At 51.3% G+C, this 17,874-nt stretch carries 13 protein-coding genes; 2 read left to right on the top strand and 11 right to left on the bottom strand.

All coding sequences use genetic code 11. The features are described 5' to 3' along the window. Positions 1 to 20: 20 nt before the first annotated feature. On the bottom strand, positions 21 to 1,268 hold the full coding sequence (gene holA / locus LK436_RS07580) for a DNA polymerase III subunit delta (protein WP_008394414.1): 1,248 nt from the start codon (positions 1,266 to 1,268) through the stop codon (positions 21 to 23). 111 nt (positions 1,269 to 1,379) lie between these two features. On the opposite strand from holA, the gene LK436_RS07575 reads away from it, so the two are divergent. Further along, on the top strand, positions 1,380 to 2,138 hold the full coding sequence (locus LK436_RS07575; protein ID WP_008394413.1) for an EFR1 family ferrodoxin: 759 nt from the start codon (positions 1,380 to 1,382) through the stop codon (positions 2,136 to 2,138). A 4-nt stretch (positions 2,139 to 2,142) separates the two neighbouring features. Here the strand turns inward: LK436_RS07575 and LK436_RS07570 are convergent, their stop codons facing one another. The 6 genes from LK436_RS07570 to LK436_RS07545 form a co-directional block, all read right to left on the bottom strand. Next, entirely contained in the window at positions 2,143 to 4,722 is a 2,580-nt protein-coding gene (locus LK436_RS07570) for a ComEC/Rec2 family competence protein (RefSeq protein WP_227910188.1), read from the bottom strand. A gap of 114 nt (positions 4,723 to 4,836) precedes the next feature. Then, complete coding sequence (locus LK436_RS07565; RefSeq protein ID WP_008398945.1) at positions 4,837 to 5,781, bottom strand: GerMN domain-containing protein; 945 nt, start codon at positions 5,779 to 5,781, stop codon at positions 4,837 to 4,839. 15 nt (positions 5,782 to 5,796) lie between these two features. Further along, on the bottom strand, positions 5,797 to 7,251 hold the full coding sequence (locus tag LK436_RS07560) for a sensor histidine kinase (protein WP_008398946.1): 1,455 nt from the start codon (positions 7,249 to 7,251) through the stop codon (positions 5,797 to 5,799). Continuing rightward, complete coding sequence (locus LK436_RS07555; protein WP_008398947.1) at positions 7,252 to 8,115, bottom strand: DegV family protein; 864 nt, start codon at positions 8,113 to 8,115, stop codon at positions 7,252 to 7,254. It abuts the gene before it with no gap. Between the two features lie 801 nt (positions 8,116 to 8,916). Beyond that, positions 8,917 to 10,461, bottom strand: coding sequence for a 2,3-bisphosphoglycerate-independent phosphoglycerate mutase (gene gpmI / locus LK436_RS07550; RefSeq protein ID WP_015574334.1), 1,545 nt, complete (start codon positions 10,459 to 10,461; stop codon positions 8,917 to 8,919). A 226-nt stretch (positions 10,462 to 10,687) separates the two neighbouring features. Continuing rightward, positions 10,688 to 12,277, bottom strand: coding sequence for a potassium/proton antiporter (locus LK436_RS07545; protein WP_008398950.1), 1,590 nt, complete (start codon positions 12,275 to 12,277; stop codon positions 10,688 to 10,690). A gap of 218 nt (positions 12,278 to 12,495) precedes the next feature. Between LK436_RS07545 and aroF the strand changes: the two genes are divergently transcribed. Next, a complete protein-coding gene (aroF, locus tag LK436_RS07540) occupies positions 12,496 to 13,509 on the top strand; it encodes a 3-deoxy-7-phosphoheptulonate synthase (protein ID WP_008398952.1) in 1,014 nt (337 codons plus the stop codon). 127 nt (positions 13,510 to 13,636) lie between these two features. Here aroF and LK436_RS07535 read toward each other — a convergent pair whose 3' ends face one another. From LK436_RS07535 to gap, 4 genes are all read right to left on the bottom strand, one after another. Further along, complete coding sequence (locus LK436_RS07535) at positions 13,637 to 14,158, bottom strand: cysteine hydrolase family protein (RefSeq protein ID WP_015574333.1); 522 nt, start codon at positions 14,156 to 14,158, stop codon at positions 13,637 to 13,639. Between the two features lie 235 nt (positions 14,159 to 14,393). Next, a complete protein-coding gene (gene tpiA / locus LK436_RS07530) occupies positions 14,394 to 15,146 on the bottom strand; it encodes a triose-phosphate isomerase (protein ID WP_015574332.1) in 753 nt (250 codons plus the stop codon). 107 nt (positions 15,147 to 15,253) lie between these two features. After that, positions 15,254 to 16,459 (bottom strand): phosphoglycerate kinase, encoded by a 1,206-nt coding sequence (locus tag LK436_RS07525; RefSeq protein WP_008398955.1) that lies wholly within the window; start codon positions 16,457 to 16,459, stop codon positions 15,254 to 15,256. Between the two features lie 165 nt (positions 16,460 to 16,624). Continuing rightward, positions 16,625 to 17,638, bottom strand: coding sequence for a type I glyceraldehyde-3-phosphate dehydrogenase (gap, locus tag LK436_RS07520; protein ID WP_008398957.1), 1,014 nt, complete (start codon positions 17,636 to 17,638; stop codon positions 16,625 to 16,627). Positions 17,639 to 17,874 lie beyond the last annotated feature (236 nt).

The raw sequence follows: 17,874 nt of genomic DNA, 5'->3' as shown, positions 1-17,874 counted from the left end.
GAACTGCTGCCTGCCGCCTTCTAATACTTCCGCATAATCATCAGCTCTACCGCCATCCGATCCCCCAGGCGGCCTGTTTTCACGGCTTCCTCCGCCTCCACGCAGGCTTCCACACAGCCTGCAATCTGCTCCCTCGTAAAGCTTCTGGCCTGGGGCATCAGCTTTCCGGCCACAAAGGGCGGGACCTTGAGCTTTGAGGCTATGGCAGCCCTGTCTGCCCCGCTGTCCAGCAGCTCCTTTGTCAGAAAAAGCTGGTTAAACTGCCTTGCAATGAGAAACAGAATCCTCATCGGCGGTTCCTTTAAAGTCAGCAGATCCTCGTAAAGGTCCATCGCCGCCCTTGTCTTTCCCGTCACAATGGCATTTACCATCTCAAAAATTTTATTGCTCACCTGCACTGTGGTGACAGCCTCCACATCCTCTGCTGTCACCACCTCCCGCCCCATGGTGTAGGAGATGAGCTTTTCCAGCTCTGAGCTGATAGTCTCCATATCGTCCCCTGTTTTCTCCAGGAACAGTTCCATGGTGGCTGCCGTGATCTTTCTGCCGTTCCTCGCCAGAATCCCGGCCGCCCAGCGGGCCAGCTGGGATGCGTCCTGCTTTTTAAGCTCCGCCGCATAGCCCAGCTCCTTCACCTTCTTATAAAGCCTGTTTCTCTTATCCACCGCAGATTCCACAAAAACCATACAGGTGGTATCCGGAATGTCGGCCATCGCCTCCACCAGCTCGTCAGAAGCCGCCTTAAAAAATCCGCTGTCCTCCACCAGAATCAGACGTCTCTCGCTGAAAAAGGGCATGGTATTGGCAAGGCTGATGAGTTCTCTCACATCCATCCCCTTGCCCTCAAAGTAATTGTAATTCATGGTATCGTCCCCTGCGATGGCTTCCCGAAGACGCTTCTTATAGCTCTGCTTTAAGAACTCCTCCTCGCCAAACAGCAGGTAAAACCGTTTGAACTCTCTCGTTTTAATATCCTGATTTAATGTCTGCATCGATTGCTCCCTGTCTGCCGCATCCGTCCGGATCTGTCTGAACAGCCTGGCAGCCCTCCTCTGTCCGGCGGACCTGTATTTTACAAAGGAACCTGCGCAGGCTTTCCCCGCCTCCGATACAATAGTCTCTCTCCGGCAGGGAAAGCCCGGAGATCCCTTATCAATACAGGTATTATACCCTCGCTGCACCAAATCGGCAAGAATGAATGCAGGGCTTTTTATCTGTCCAAAGCACTGCCTTCCATTCTCAGGGCATTCTTTCACCTGCCCTTGCATTTTTTTCTGCTGTTCTATAAACTATTGAATGAGCGGCTCAGCTCAAACAGAACGTATTGATCCAGAGCGTATTGATACAGAACATATTATCCAGAAAGAAAGGATACAGCCATGATTTTATATTTTTCAGGAACCGGAAACAGCCAGTACGCCGCAGAGCGGCTCGGGCAGGCCATCAAGGAGCCTGCAGTTGATCTGTTTGAAAAAATAAGAAACAGGGACTATTCTGCCCTCTTCTCAGACTCCCCCTGGATCGTTGTTTCCCCAATCTATGCGTGGAGGATTCCGCGGCTTGTGCAAAACTGGCTGAAACAGACAGAGCTTCGCGGATGCTCTGATATTTATTTTGCAGTCACCTGCGGCTCAGAGATCGGCAATGCCGGCCATTATCTGAGACGCCTGTGCGCCTCAAAAGGCCTGAGATACAGGGGAATATTTCCCATCGTCATGCCTGACAATTATCTCGTCCTGTTTCCCTCTCCTTCCCCTGAGGAGGCGATAGAGATCATCCGCCGGGCTGCACCCTCCATTGACGAGGCTGCATCATATATCCGCCGGAATGTCCCCTTTCCCGAGCCGGCCATTTCCCTGAAAGATAAGTTTATCAGCGGAATCGTAAACTCTCTCTTTTATACCTTCTTTGTCCGCTCAAAAAAATTCCGTGTATCCTCATCCTGCATATCCTGCGGCCGGTGCGCAAAGCTCTGTCCTCTCGGAAATATCCGGATGAAGGAGGGGCGGCCGGTGTGGGGGGACGACTGTACTCACTGTATGGCATGTATCTGCCGCTGCCCTGTAAACGCCATAGAATATGGTTCCAGGACAGAGGGAAAGACGCGGTACCGCTTTCCCAAACAGCCTGAACAATAGAGTTTTACGAAAGGCTCTGCCTCTGTCTGACAAAGCCCTCCACCTGAACCTTCTCCCCGTCAGTCCGCACGGTTACCATGCCCTGCTCTGCAGTCGGCCATATGGAGATCCCTCTCTTGCTCATTCTCTCTAGTACCTCCTTATGGGGATGTCCGTAGGAGTTTCCCTTCCCGTAGGACAGGACTGCCAGGGCAGGCTTCACGGTATCGAGAAACAGCCCGCAGCTGGAAGCAGAGGAGCCGTGATGGCCTGCCTTCAGCACCTGTACCTGCTTTCCCTGCTCCCATTTTTCAGAAATCTCCTCCTCTGCCTCAGCCCCCGCATCTCCCATAAGGAGCATGGAAAAGCTGCCGTACTCTGCAAGGAGAACCTCAGAGTGTCCGTTTCTGTCGGCGCTCACCGTGTCCTTGCGGGGATACAGACAGGTAATCTTAAGTTTTCCCGCCTGGAATTTATTTCCGGCGCAGATGTATTCTGTCCTGGTGCCCCGCCGCTTTGCCGCCTCCTCCAGCTCTTCATAGATTGGATCTCCCCTTCCGGCTGCCGGGAGAAACAGCTGGTCGATTTCAATCCCCGTATCGTTTTCCAGAAGCCAGGAGAGCCCGCTTATGTGATCCTGATCTCCATGGCTCACAAACGCCATGCCGATCCGGCTGATTCCCCGGCTCTTCAGAACCGGTTCCAGCCTCTTCTCTCCCAGGCCGCGAATCTGAGTGCTTCCCCCGTCCACCAGAATCACCGTCTTTTCTGACTGAATCAGAATTCCATCTCCCTGTCCCACATCTATGAAATCTACCCTGCAGGTTTCCGGCTGTCTGCAGACCAGAAAACCGATCAGTGACAAGATAGCTGCCGCCGTTTTCAAAAGCTCTGCCTTCTCCCTCCAGGGCCTTCCAGTCCTGTTTTTCTGCCTGTTCTCCTCTCCCCTGGCAGGTCTTTCTTCCTTCTGCGGCTCTTCCTCCATCTGCTCATCTGCTCTCCTCCCCCTCTTGGCCGTGCGCCAGAGAAGTACGGAAAGCATCAGATAATAGGCCGCCAGTTTCCAGAGTGCCGGCCTTCCCAGTATCAGCGAGTAAATGGGAAGTTTTCCCACCGCCCGGCACAGCCATTCATAGAAAGCTAAGATATAATGGCAGGTTCCCATACTCCCTGCCGCAAGCAGACCGAACAGCCCCTCAAAAACTGCAGAAAAGGAACATGCAGAGAAGAGTTCAGCCATAAGCCCCAGGAAAAGTCCGGCAAGCCCGGCCCCCACCACATAGGTCATAAGGGGGATCACAATAAAATTCAAAAGGATCCCATAGACAGGATATTCGAAGAAATGCCAGAGAACAAGGGGCCCCGTCACAAGCTGGATGGCGGCGCTCACAGCAAGGGCCCTTGTCCAGCCTCTCCTGCACCGGAAGCTGTCTGTCAGCTCTTTTCCTGCCCAGCCGATGGCAAACACAGCCCCGAAGGAGAGCTGAAAGGCTGCTGTGGCAATCACATAGGGAGACTGCAGTGCCAGGATAATGGCCGCCAAAGCCATGGCCGACAGCAGATCATAGGTCTTCCCCAGCCAGGCTGCCAGAAAGGAGCATCCCAGCATCAGGCAGGCCCTGAACACCGAGGGGCCAAATCCGGTCATGATCCCGTAACAGAAAAGAAGCCCCCCGGCCCACAGCCCTGCCTGTCCAAAGCCCATCCCCCACCTTCTCAAAGCCCGGTAAAATCCCATCCCAATCAGGGAAACATGAAGTCCGCTGACTGCAAGCAGGTGGGCGATACCGTTTTTCTGATAGAGGTCAGAGATTTCCTCGTCCATGCCTGTCTTATCTCCCAGCACAACGGCAGACAGAAGCCCTGCATCACGCTGGCTGCAAAAGCGCTCAAAAACTGCCCTGCCCCTCTCTTTAAACAGATAAGCTCCCGCCTTCAGAGGACTTGGCTCCCCGTCCGCCGCCACTGCCCTCTCTGCACTCATCCGACAGCAAATATTCTTTGACTGATAGTACAGGCGGTAATCAAATTCTCCCTCATTTCTGGCAGGCTCAAAGCTTTCCAGCTCCCCCTCACAGAAAAGTTTCATTCCGGGAAGCAGTCTTCTCTCCCTTTTCTCTGTCCATCCCTCTTCCCATGAAAGCTCTCCCGGCAGGTAGACAATCAGCCGGTCCAGTCTGTAGCTTCTCTCCTCCCTCTCTCCCCTTCTGACTTCTGCCAGGACATCCACAAGCTCCGCAGAACCGCTGCCGTTTTTTTCCTGAATCCTGTCCACTGTTCCTGAAACTGTGGCTTCCAGAGCCGAGAATCCCGGACTTCCTTCCTTCTTTACGATCTCCTCCTCCCCGGACGCAGCAGCCATCCTCAGAAAGCCAACCGCCACAGCAGAAGCCAGAATGGCTGCCCTTCTCCTGTCTTTCTTTTCCCCTCTCTTTCTGTCCCCCAAGAACAAAGAATCCTGCCTCCCATGATTCTCCGCCTGCGGCGGGGCTGCAAAGCAGCCGTATTCCTTCCCGCCGGCAGCCGGTCTGCCGTCCCGGAAAAGGGCGCAGTAAAGAAAGGCTGCGGCCAGACATGCCGCAAGTCCCTTTCCTGCAATCTCCATCGCCGCTCCCTGTAAAGCCAGATAAGCCCATGCCTCTCCAAGTACAATGGCTGCTGCTGTCCAAAGTAGCGGTCTTTTTATTTTCTATTCCTCCTTTTTATCAGTGGGTTCCCCTCACTGCCTCTGAATATACGACTCATCTCTCTCAAACGGCTCGTTCAGCGAAACCACATCCCGGAACATGACGTTCTGAGAGCCATCCACGATAATCTGAACCCTGCTGACAGTCTGAAGCTCTGTCAGGGAGTTGACAATGGCATAGATCGGCAGTTTCTCCGAGGTTTTCAGGGTTCCCGTCAAAAAGCTGCTGTCAAAATTAACATAGCAGATATTCTCCGACACAGACACATTTAAAACCTTGGTGTCCTTCGGAAGCACAGAATTTTTGTCGTCATCCATGGGGCCCTCTATCAGCTGTTCCACAATGAGACGTTCCAGAGATGTGGTTGCGCTGTGAACCACCTCCCTGGTTTCCGGCACCAGAGCCGTGCCGTCTTCATTGGCAAAATAGAGCGTAAGCTCCTCCTTCTCGTAGGAATTGATATTGGAGACTCCCTCTATAAAATCACTTTTTCCCATAACCCCCACCGGATTTCCGTAGCTGTCAAGTCTCGGCTGTCCCGCACAGTTAATACTGATAAACTCGATTCCCTCAGCCTGGGTCAAAGTTTTCGTAAAGGCGGCCCTGCAGAGGATCTCCCTCACCGGATCCATGGAATCGTAATCCTTGCTGAAATTCAGGTACAGGATATTGTCGCTTTTCGTAATGTCCAGAAGCTGTACCCGGTCAGGCAGAACCGGCTGGTACTCTGTATCGGCCGGCGCTGCCAGAAGCTGTCCTGCCAGCTCTCCCACCAGCTGCTCCAGTTCTGTGGTTTCTGTCCTGTATTCACAGGCATTCAGGCCAAGACCGGAGGAATCCAGGTAATAGATCTGGTATACTCCTTCCTCCTTTCCCTTTGCCTCCTCCTTCTCCCGCTCCTTCCCGCAGCCCACAGACAGAACAGCTACAAGAAGAAGGACTGCAGCCAAAAGCCGTCTTGTCTTTCCTTTCTTCATCTGACGCCTTCCTTTCTATGGAATGTAGTTGAGAGGAATGCGGACCGTGAATGTGGTTCCCTCCCCTTCTTTGCTCTGCAGTTTGATCGCTCCCTGGTGCATGAGGATAATGCTTTTTGTGATGGCAAGTCCAAGGCCTGTCCCTCCCGTTTCTCTGGATCGGGCCTTGTCCACCCGGTAGAACCGCTCAAACACATGCTCCTGATCCTCCTGAGAGATGCCGATTCCATTGTCGGAAACCTTCACGTAGAAAAATTTGTGATCTGCATCCAGGGTCACGTGAACCCAGCCTTCCTCGTGATTGTACTTCACTGCGTTTTCCACCAGGTTGCTGAGGGCCAGAGACAGTTTCACCTCGTCCACATCGGCCGAAACCTCACGGATGCTTTCAAGCACCAGCTCAATATTCCGCTTTTTGGCAATAGGCCTGAGCCGTTTCAGAATCTGCTCCAGAAGCCCGTTGATATTGATCTGCTCCACGTTCAGCTCTGCGTTTGACTTATCTGCCTTCACCAGAGTCAGGAGATCGTCGATAATCTTGCTCTCCCTGTCGATCTCGTCAGAGATGTCAGAGAGAAATTCCCGGTAAAGTTCTTCTGGCACATCCTCCATCCCCATCAGCGAATCCGCCAGCACCCGGATGGATGTGATAGGAGTCTTCAGCTCATGGGACACATTGGAAACAAACTCCTGTCTGGACTGATCCACCGCCTTCAGTTTTCTGAGGGTCTGGCTGACCGCTTCCGAGATCTCCTTGGTTTCCCTGTAGGTGTCCACTCTGATATCCTGCTCCAGATCTCCCTCTGCCACAGCCCCCAGCACCTTTTTCAGCCTGATAAACGGCTTCAGCAGCAGTCCGGCAGCCAGAAGTCCAAACACAGCCACCACCCAGAAAACCACAAGCTGGAAAAAGGTTATCTTTTCTGTTACCCGGGCTTCCAGCAGATCGATATTTTCTGTTGAAGCCGTCAGCAGGAGAACACCTTCAGCGCTCTCGTTTTCGTCTTTCCCCGGTATCGGGAAAGCCAGAGAAAAATAATCCTTCTTTCTGTTGTAACTGCTCTGCTCCTCCCCTGAGTAGGCTTTCAGCACCTCCTGGGAAATGTTGAGCTTTCCCTCTGCCAGATTAAAAGTATCAGCAATAATCTTAAAATCCCTGTCGACGATGACAATTCTTCCATTAAACATCTCTGCCGTCACAGACAGCTCTGTGTCGATAATCGGATTCTTGGCTGTATTGCCCACATAGTCAGAGCTTACCAGACGGTTGATCAGAATCAGGCATTTGTTCTGAGCGTTGATCATCTGATCTTCCACAAGACTCTGGCGCATACTCCCCGCCAGCATTCTCGACTGGAGCATGAGAGGCAGAATGCTGAGAGCCAGAATGCAGACTGCCAGAGGAATCCTCATACTGACGGCATGGAACGGCCATCTCCTTTTCCCTGTCTTAAAAGTGCCTCCTCCCATCTATTCCTCCAGCCTCCTGGTCGCTGCAATGGCAAGCGCCCCCGGCCCTATGTGGCAGGCGACACTGAGGGACAGGTGATCCACATAGATATCCGCCTTAGGAAACAGTTCCTTCAGCTCGCCGCTCAGAGCCAAGGCTGCCTCGTCATTCTGCGTATGGGCAATTTCCAGATGTGTATTCTGGCACAGCTCATCTCCCAGCCTCTCCTTTAAATCCTTCTGAATGGCGGAAATCATAATGCTTTTGGCCTGCTTCATCGTCCTGGCCTTGGAAAATGCATCCAGCTTCTTTCCCAGGATAATGAGCACAGGCTTGATTTTCAGAAGCGTTCCCAGAGCGGCGGCCGTTGACGTAATACGCCCTCCCTTTTTCAGGTATTTGAGCGTATCCACCGTGACATAAATAACCGAATCTTTCTGGGTCTCCTCCAGTCTTCTCTTAATCTCTGCCCCGTCCTTTCCGGCTCTGGCAAGCTCGATCGCATCCAGCACAGACTGTCTCTGCGTTACGGAAATCCTGTGGTTGTCAACCACATGCACCTTCCCGCCGTAGTCCTCAGCCAGCATCATCGCAGTCTGGCAGGCCCCCGAAAGCCCGCTGGACATAGGGATGTGCACAATCTCATCCCAGTTTTTCAAAACCTCATCCCAGAGCTTCGTCACGTCTTCCGGAGATGGCTGCGAAGTGCTTATATCAGCCCCTGCATTCATTTTTTCATAAAACTCCTGCTGTGTCAGATCGATATCCTCAAAGTAGGTTTTCCCATCAATCATAAAAGGCATGGGCAGCACGTGGATTCCCAGCCGTTCTGCCTGTCTCTGGGTAATTCCGCTGTTGCTGTCTGTCACAATCGCTGTTCTCATCTTTCATCCTCCTGTCGGCAGCCCCGTTTTTTCCAAAACGCTGATTTCTGTCCCTCTGCTCCTGTCCCGTCTGGCTGCGTTTAAATCTATTCTACCGTATTATTCTGTCAAATGGAAGCACTGCAGGGAAAACTTTTTTTCTGCAGAACCTTCCTGCTGTATGGCAAAAAGCTGATGGCTTTCTGCAGCAGTGTAACCGCAGAAGCCACCAGCTTCTTTACTTCCTCCTCGGCGGATAAATTGAACTGGCTATCCTCATTATGGAAAAAGTCCCTCGCCTTGCGGCGAAGGACTATACTTTCAACCCGACCATTTATATACCACATATCGGTCAGTGGTAAACTTTCTTTGTACCTACATTCTAGCAAGTGCAAAGAGGAAAGTCAATAGAACTTCCCATTAAAATTTTATGCAGATAACCGCTAATTATTCCTGTTACGCAGTAAAAGCTGGATTTAAGCGATATAGGTACAAAATATCGCCCACGCCATTTTGGCACTCTTAAACCCTCATAAAATAAGCGTTCCAAATGCTCTAAAGCGTAACATTACGCTACAGTCATTCCATTTTGCTTCACACCTTTTTTTTAAATCCGCTCATGCAGCCAGTTTACTTCAAAAAACTGCTAAGCAGAACAATATTATATTAAAACTACGCAAAAAGAAATAGAACAGGTATCATGATACCCGTTAAAAATCCAGTATTCACCAAAGAAGCAGAGCCAACAGGCATAAAGAAACCTCGGAAACCCTTGTAAAATGGGCATCCGAGGTTTTCTGTCCGTTATTCAAACTCTTTTGTTTACTTTTTGATCAGGAGGGATTTCCCTGTCATCTCTTTCGGCTGCTCCATTCCCATAAGCTCAATCAGAGTCGGAGCAATGTCTGCCAGGCAGCCGCCCTCTCTCAGCCCATAGGACGCGTCTGCATTTACCAGAAGGAAGGGAACAGGATTCGTCGTGTGGGCAGTCCACGGTTTTCCTGTCTCCGGATCCACCATCACCTCAGCGTTTCCGTGGTCGGCGCAGATAAACAGAACGCCTCCCATCTCCTTTACCGCATCCACCGTCTTTCCGACACACTCGTCCACTGCCTCAATAGCCCGGATGGCAGCGTCCTCCACGCCTGTGTGGCCGACCATATCGGGATTTGCGAAGTTTACAATCACAACGTCGTACTTTCCGGATTTGATAGCCTCCACCAGTTTCTCACATACGATCGGCGCGCTCATCTCCGGTTTTAAGTCGTAAGTCGGAACCTCCTTGGGAGACGGAACCAGAATCCTGTCCTCGCCCTCATTGGGCTCCTCAACGCCGCCGTTGAAGAAGAAGGTAACATGGGCGTATTTCTCCGTCTCGGCGATTCTTGCCTGTGTCTTCCCATGGGAGGCCAGGAACTCTCCGAACGTATTGGTAATAACCTCCTTCTTGAAGGCTACCAGCTTATTTCCAATCGTCTCATCGTAATCTGTAAAGCATACAAATACCAGATCCAGGCGTTTTTCCCGAGCAAAGCCTGTAAATTCATCGTCACAGAATGCCCTGGTAATCTGTCTTGCGCGGTCTGGACGGAAATTGTAGAAGATAACAGAATCCTTGTCCTGAATCAGTCCCACCGGGCTTCCGTTCTCTGTGATCACAGTGGGAATCACAAATTCGTCAAACTTCTCGCTGTCGTAGGAGGCCTGGATCGCCTCCTCTGCGCTCTCCGCTTTGTTTCCCTCTCCCTTTGTCATGGCATCGTAGGCCAGTTTATTTCTGTCCCAGTTTTTATCACGGTCCATAGCATAGTAGCGTCCCATTACAGAGGCTACCTTTCCGACGCCAAGCTCCTTCATCTTCTCCTCAAGCTCTGCCACAAAGCTCTTTCCCGATGCAGGCGGCGTGTCACGGCCGTCTAAGAAGCAGTGCACAAATACCTTTTTAAGCCCGTTTCTCTTAGCCAGCTCTAAAAGTCCGTAGATATGTCCGTTATGGCTGTGAACGCCTCCATCTGACACAAGGCCGAACAGGTGGAGGGCAGAATCATTCTTCCTGCAGTTTTCAACTGCCTGCAGGAACTCCGGGATCTCAAAGAAATCTCCGTCCTGTATGGACTTTGTGATTCTTGTGAGCTCCTGATAGACAATGCGTCCCGCTCCCATATTCAGATGGCCAACCTCGGAGTTTCCCATCTGTCCGTCCGGAAGTCCCACTGCCATTCCGCTGGCATATCCCTTCACAAACGGGCACTGGCTCTCTAACTGATCCATTACAGGTGTCCTAGCCTCGCATACTGCGTTGTGCTCGCAGCTCTCATTTAATCCATAACCGTCGAGAATCATTAATACCGTTGGTTTTCTGCTCATAATTATTCTCCTTTAATATCCCAGCTGCCCTGCCTCTGTTTTCCAGAACAGAACGCGGCCTGCAGCGGTTCTCTCCACATCTTGGCAGGCGGCGGCCATATCCTCTCTTCCTCTTTCAGACTCCGGAACGGCTGCCCCTTCAGCTCTTTATTTTACATGATTTGTCTGCAACTTTCAATGGGGTAATGATAAATTTTTATCAAATTCATGCAGGTTCAGCTGCGCCTTAAAACCTTGCCACCGCCAGGCTGTCCCCTTCCCTGAGCCTTGTGTCTCCTCCCGGGATAATCGTCTCACCATTTCTCTTGATCAGCACAATCAGAGTTCCCCGGGGGGTGGAAATCTCCCGGAGTGTCTTTCCTATCCACCGGTTTCCCCGCTCCAGATTGATCTCCTTCATAGACAGGTTATCCCTGTCTTCAAACTGCTCTGCTGCCATAATCAGCAGATCCCCCTCCTCGATAACCGTATTTCCGTCCGGTACCAGAGTCTGATCTTTCCTCAGTATCAGAGCCACTAAAAAATCCGGCATAATCGGAAGCTCCTTTAACGGCAGCCCCACCATCCTGTGCCCAGGATATATATGCATCTTGACAAAGCTGACGTCACTCTCCTCCTGATAGTCGTTAAATGTCTTTCTGACATCCTGGTTGCTGTCAATCATGTCAAGAGCCTTCGACACTCTGGGAAGCAGCGTTCCCTGAATCCCGAGAGACAGGATAACAATGCAGAATACCAGGTTGAACAGGTTATACTGGGTGGAAATTCCTCCTAAGACGGCATAGATGGCGAACACAATGGAGGCCACTCCCCTCAGTCCTGCCCAGGATACGACTCCAATCTGCCGAAGTCCCGAGCCCATGGGCAGCAGCAGTATGGCCGATGCCAGAGGTCTTGCCGCAAGGGTGAGGAATGCCATAATCGCAAGTGCCGGCACGAATACCTGAGGCAGCTGAGCTGGGGTTACCAGCAGGCCCAGCAGGAAGAAAATCATCATCTGCCCAATCCCCGTCACGGCGTCAAAGAAATGAACCAGTTCCTTTTTCTCAGGCAGCGCATAATTTCCCATGAGTATGCCGCACAGATATACGCTCAGATAGCCGTTTCCTCCCAGCGCAGAGGGGAGAGCATATGCAAGTATGGCCACGGCAAATACAAAGATAGTCTTTCCCTGTTCCATATAAAAATCACATTTTACCAGCAAAAATACAGCCAGACGCCCGATTGCCAGGCCAAACAGGGCTCCTATCAGAATCTGTCCGGCCAGCAGCAGGGGAACGGAGACGGTTTCTCCTTTCATCATTGACACAAAAAGAACGGTCAGCATATAGGAGAAGGGATCGTTGGAACCGGATTCCAGCTCCAGCAGGGAAGCTGTATTGTCCTTCAGGTCCTGCTTCTGTGTTTTCAGGATATTGAACACAGAGGCGGCATCCGTAGACGCGATAACCGAGCCGATCAGAAAGCTCTCCAGCCATTCAAGTCCCAGGACAAATCTCACAAACAGCCCTACGAAGCCGGCTGTCAGCGCAACCCCGGCCGTGGACAGGAGCACCGCCTTTGCGGCCACTGGCCTGGCCGCCTTCAGATTCGTGCCGAAGCCGCCGTAAAACATTACAAACAGAAGGCAGACAGAGCAGATCTGCTCTGATATCTGGTAATCATCGAAGGGAATCCCCAAAATTCCATTTACGCCAAAGCACATGCCAAGGCCAATAAAAATCAGCAGCGACGGAACCGGAAGTTTCTGGGCAAACCGGTTTAACAATACGCAGATTACAATTACAGCTCCAATGAGCGCTAAATATCCATTCAAACTTTTACTCCTTTCTTACTGGAAACAATCGCTTCTCTCTGTACACCCTTTCTCTCGCAAGACCGAGACACCGGATGTCTTCTTTCCTCCTCTCGTTTATATTCTTCACACTGCACTTTTAAAGTTTAACTCAATAAATCGTTGACAGAACCCACTTTCTGCTCTACAATAGGCCCCATAGCAGACACAGGTAAAAAGCAGAACAGAGAGGTACCGATATGATCGTAATTATGAAACCCACAGCCACAGACGACAATATAAAAAAGATATCCCAGCAGATCGAAAGCCAGGGACTGGATGTCCATCTCTCCCGGGGGACAGAAGTCACCATCATCGGCGTTGTGGGAGATAAGACAAAGCTGAAGGGCATCAACCTGGAAATTGCTGACGGCGTCGACAAGGTGGTAGCTGTCACCGAATCCTACAAACTGGCAAACAGAAAATTTCACCCGGAACCTACCGCGGTCTCTCTTTCCAGCACTCAGATCGGTCCGGAAAGCCTCACGGTAATGGCCGGCCCCTGCGCGGTGGAGAGCTTCAGCCAGCTTCTCGAGACGGCCTTCGCAGTAAAAAAGGCGGGTGCGCGCATTCTGCGCGGCGGCGCCTTTAAGCCCCGCACCTCCCCCTACTCCTTTCAGGGGCTTGAGACAGAGGGATTAAAGTATATGAAGGAGGCACGGGATGCCACAGGTCTGTCCGTAATCTGCGAGGTGACAAGTCCCCGGGCCATCGAGGAGGCAGTCAAATATGTGGATCTGCTCCAGATCGGAGCCAGAAATATGCAGAACTTTGAACTTCTGAAAGAAGCCGGAAAGACAGGACTTCCCGTTCTCCTGAAAAGGGGACTGGCCGCCACCATAGACGAATGGCTCAATGCCTCCGAGTACATTATGTCAGAGGGAAATCCCAATGTCATCCTCTGTGAGCGCGGCATCCGCACCTTTGAGAGCGCTACCAGAAACACCCTGGATCTGAGCGCTGTGCCTGTGCTCCGCCAGAAAACACATCTGCCTGTTATCGTGGATCCGAGCCACGCCACAGGTGTGCGCGCCTATGTGGCTCCCATGGCGAAGGCTGCTGTTGCCGCCGGCGCAGACGGACTCATGATTGAGGTTCACCCATGCCCCGAGAAGGCTCTCTCTGACGGCCCCCAGTCTCTGACCTTCCGGGAGTTTGAATCTCTGATGGCAGAACTGGCCCCTTACGCGGCCCTTGAACACCGTGTAATCTAACCGGAGGGCCTGAGCCCTTTGCTGCTGAGTATGATGCCGGAGTCTCCCAGAGAGCGGGATCAAAAAAGCTGTCCGGAAATATAAGCAGTCTCTATAATTCCGGCAGCTTTCTCAGCAGTATTTTCTGCTATTTTACATCGATCTGGCACATTTTCATGGCCTCAAGGGCATTTCTGTGGCTCTCAGGAGTCACACCTGCACAGCAGGCAGAATCCACACGGACAGGGGTTCCCGGCAGCACAGCCTTGATCAGCATGGCGTTTGAGATAACGCAGATGTCTGTGCACAGTCCGACTAACTCCACAGACTCGTACTCTCCGGCGCCCACATACCGGGCCAGCTCAACACTTCCAAAAGAAGGCTTCTCAAATCTCCTTCCCTCGAATTCCCCGATCTCCGGGCTGAGTTCCCAGCCCTTTGTCCCTTTCCTGCAGTGGACGACCGGGAGCTTCTTTCCCTCAAGTGTTTCCAGATAATTTTCGTAGTGAGTGTCCATGGTAAACAGGATCTCACAGTCCTCTCCCTGATATTCCTCAATCTTTTTCCTGACCGCCGGCACAATCGCAGCAGCCTCTGCTGTTCCCAGCGCTCCGTCGATAAAATCATTCTGCATATCTACTACTATCAGCAGCCGTTTCAGTTTGTCCATCATCCATCCTCCTCTTTTGCAGCAGCCGAATTTGGAAGATAGTATACCACACAGCGGCAAACGTATCAATGAAAAACATCTTAAGATTTTCAGGAGAATTTTCAGGAATTTCACCAATGCTAAAAGGACAGAAAAACCGTCCGCTGGATCCTGCTGATGGTTTCCTGCCCTTTTGCTCATTCTGTACGCACTTTTTGCCTGCAGTCTCTTCCTCTGTATATTACAGTGAGTCTGACTATTTATTGTAGTTTACGATCTGACCGAAGTCTGGCTTCAGAGAAGCTCCTCCTACCAGTCCGCCGTCGATATCCGGCTGCGCAAACAGCTCCGGAGCAGATGCAGCAGACACAGAGCCGCCGTACTGGATACGGATTGCCTCTGCTGTAGCCTCGTCGTAAATCTCGCCGATGCACTTGCGGATAGCTGCGCAGACCTCCTCAGCCTGCTCTGTGGTAGCTACCTTGCCGGTTCCGATGGCCCAGATTGGCTCGTATGCGATCACTGCCGTTTTGGCCTGCTCTGCTGTTACATTCAAGAAGGCAATCTTAATCTGCTGGCGAATCCAGTCGATGGTGATTCCCTGCTCTCTCTGTGTTAAAGACTCTCCGCAGCAGATAATCGGGGTGATTCCGTGCTCAAAGGCCTTTAATACCTTCTTGTTTACTGTCTCGTCCGTCTCTGCAAAGTATTCTCTTCTCTCAGAGTGTCCGATAATGACATACTTAACGCCTGCGTCCACCAGCATGTTCGGGGAAATCTCGCCTGTGAAGGCTCCTTTCTCCTCGAAATACATATTTTCTGCACCGATCTGGATATTGGTTCCCTTTGCAGCTTCCATAGCCGGGATAATGTCGATGGCCGGAACACAGAACACTACGTCCACCTCATCATTTGCCACCAGTGGTTTTAATGTATTTACAAGTTCAACTGCCTCAGATGGAGTCATGTTCATCTTCCAGTTGCCTGCGATAATTTTCTTTCTTGCCATTTTACTTTCCTCCTGAATACCGGAATATTTCCCGAGGCTGTCCGAAAGAACCCCCGGCTGCCTCGGGAACAGTCTGCACACGAAGTCTGAAGATACCCCGTTATATGCTATTTGTCATTTGCAGCCGCTACGCCTGGAAGCTCCTTGCCCTCAAGGAACTCTAAGGATGCACCGCCGCCTGTGGAGATGTGCGTCATCTTGTCTCCGAAGCCTAACTGGTTTACAGCTGCAGCAGAGTCACCGCCGCCGATAATGGTAGTGGCATCTGTCTCAGCTAAAGCTTTCGCCACCTCGATGGTTCCCTTTGCAAGAACCGGGTTCTCAAATACGCCCATCGGTCCGTTCCACACAACTGTCTTGGCAGACTTTACAGCATCTGCAAAGAGCTTGGCGGACTCTGTTCCGATGTCGAGTCCCATCATATCTGCCGGAATCGCGTCTGCAGATACGTTCTTCACCTCGATCTGAGCATCAATGGGGTTCGGGAAGGAGGCTGCCACAGCGGCGTCTACAGGAAGCAGGATCTTCTTTCCGAGCTTCTCAGCCTTTGCAAGCATCTCACGGCAGTAGTCGAGCTTTGTATCATCTACCAGAGAGCTTCCGATCTCCTTGCCCTCAGCCTTTAAGAAGGTAAATGCCATGCCGCCGCCGATGATCAGCGTATCGCACTTTTCAAGCAGGTTGGAGATAACATTTAACTTATCCGCAACCTTTGCCCCGCCCAGGATGGCAACGAAGGGACGAACCGGATTGTCCACCGCATTGCCCAGGAAATCAATCTCCTTCTGCATTAAGTAGCCCACAACCGCTGTGTCCACGTACTGTGTCACACCTACATTGGAACAGTGAGCGCGGTGAGCTGTACCGAAAGCGTCGTTTACATATACGTCGCAGAGGGAAGCCAGCTCTTTGCTGAATGCCTCTCCGTTTTTTGTCTCCTCTGCTCTGTAGCGTGTGTTCTCAAGAAGGATCACATCGCCGTCCTTCATAGCCTCTGCGGCTGCCTTTGCATTCGGCCCTACAACTTCGGGATCAGCGGCAAACTTCACCTCCTGGCCCAGCAGCTCAGAGAGGCGGACAGCAACCGGTGCCAGAGAAAGCTCCGGCTTCGGCTCTCCCTTCGGCTTTCCAAGGTGGGAGCAGAGAATGACCTTTCCTCCGTCGCTGATTAATTTCTTAATGGTGGGAAGAGCTGCTACAAGGCGGTTTTCGTCTGTGATTTTTCCGTCCTTTAACGGTACATTGAAATCGCAGCGCACCAGGACTCTCTTTCCCTTTACGTTAATATCGTCCACTGATTTTTTGTTAAGCATGGGTAAATGCTCCTTTCTTTTTCATATTCCGCTCTGTCAGGCCTGATACGGCCTGCCGCCGGAAGGCTGCTTCAGACAGCTTCCCAACGGAAAAGAGGCGGCCCGGTCCAGGACGGACCGGACCACCTCTGTCGTGAATCCTATCAGGTTATCTGCGCTCAGTGATTAGTTTAACTCAGCGAAGTACTTGATTGTGCGAACCATCTGGCTTGTGTAGGAGTTCTCGTTGTCGTACCAGGAAACTACCTGTACCTGGTATGTGTCCTCATCTACCTTGGAAACCATGGTCTGTGTAGCATCGAATAAGGAACCGTAGCGGATGCCGATGATATCGGAAGATACGATCTCCTCCTCGTTGTATCCGAAGGACTCTGTGGCAGCTGCCTTCATAGCTGCGTTGATGCCCTCTTTTGTGATATCTTTGCCCTTAACAACTGCGGTTAAGATTGTGGTGGAACCTGTCGGAACCGGAACACGCTGAGCGGAGCCGATTAACTTTCCGTTTAACTCAGGAATTACAAGACCGATGGCCTTTGCAGCGCCTGTGGAGTTCGGAACGATATTCACAGCGCCTGCTCTGGCTCTTCTTAAGTCGCCTTTTCTGTGCGGTCCGTCGAGGATCATCTGATCACCTGTGTATGCATGGATGGTGGACATGATGCCGGACTGAACCGGAGCGTAGTCGTTCAGAGCCTTTGCCATAGGAGCCAGGCAGTTTGTTGTACAGGAAGCAGCGGAGATGATTGTATCATCCTTTGTTAATGTCTTGTGGTTTACGTTGTATACGATAGTCGGCAGATCGTTTCCGGCCGGTGCGGAGATAACGACTTTCTTAGCACCTGCATCGATGTGAGCCTGTGCCTTTGCCTTGGATGTGTAGAAGCCTGTACACTCCAGAACCACATCTACACCCAGCTCTCCCCATGGAAGCTCTGCAGCGTTTGCCTTTGCGTAGATTGTAATCTTCTTTCCGTCAACTGTGATGGAGCCCTCTCCGGCCTCAACTGTGTGTCCCTCATATCTGCCCTGAGAAGAGTCATATTTTAATAAGTGAGCTAACATCTTCGGATCTGTTAAGTCGTTGATAGCAACTACCTCATACCCCTCTGCGTCAAACATCTGTCTGAATGCAAGACGACCGATACGTCCAAAACCATTAATTGCAACTTTTACTGCCATGATTTCATTCCTCCTAAGAATTTTATTTCATGATGGTTAATAGGATTGTTAAATAATAATCAACCTACTCTGTATTGTACCTAATTCTACCAGAAATAGCAAGGGGTTTTTTGATCTTTTATAAAATTTACACCTCCCTTTTACATATGTTTATACAGTGTCTGTGTGAGAGAAAAGTCGGTCCTTTTTCTGTTGCACCCCTGCTTTCTTTTCTATATAATTTATATCATCTCTAG

Source organism: Clostridium sp. M62/1 (assembly GCF_020736365.1).
Lineage (GTDB): Bacteria > Bacillota > Clostridia > Lachnospirales > Lachnospiraceae > Otoolea > Otoolea saccharolyticum_A.
This window is presented reverse-complemented; position numbering and strand designations above follow the sequence as displayed.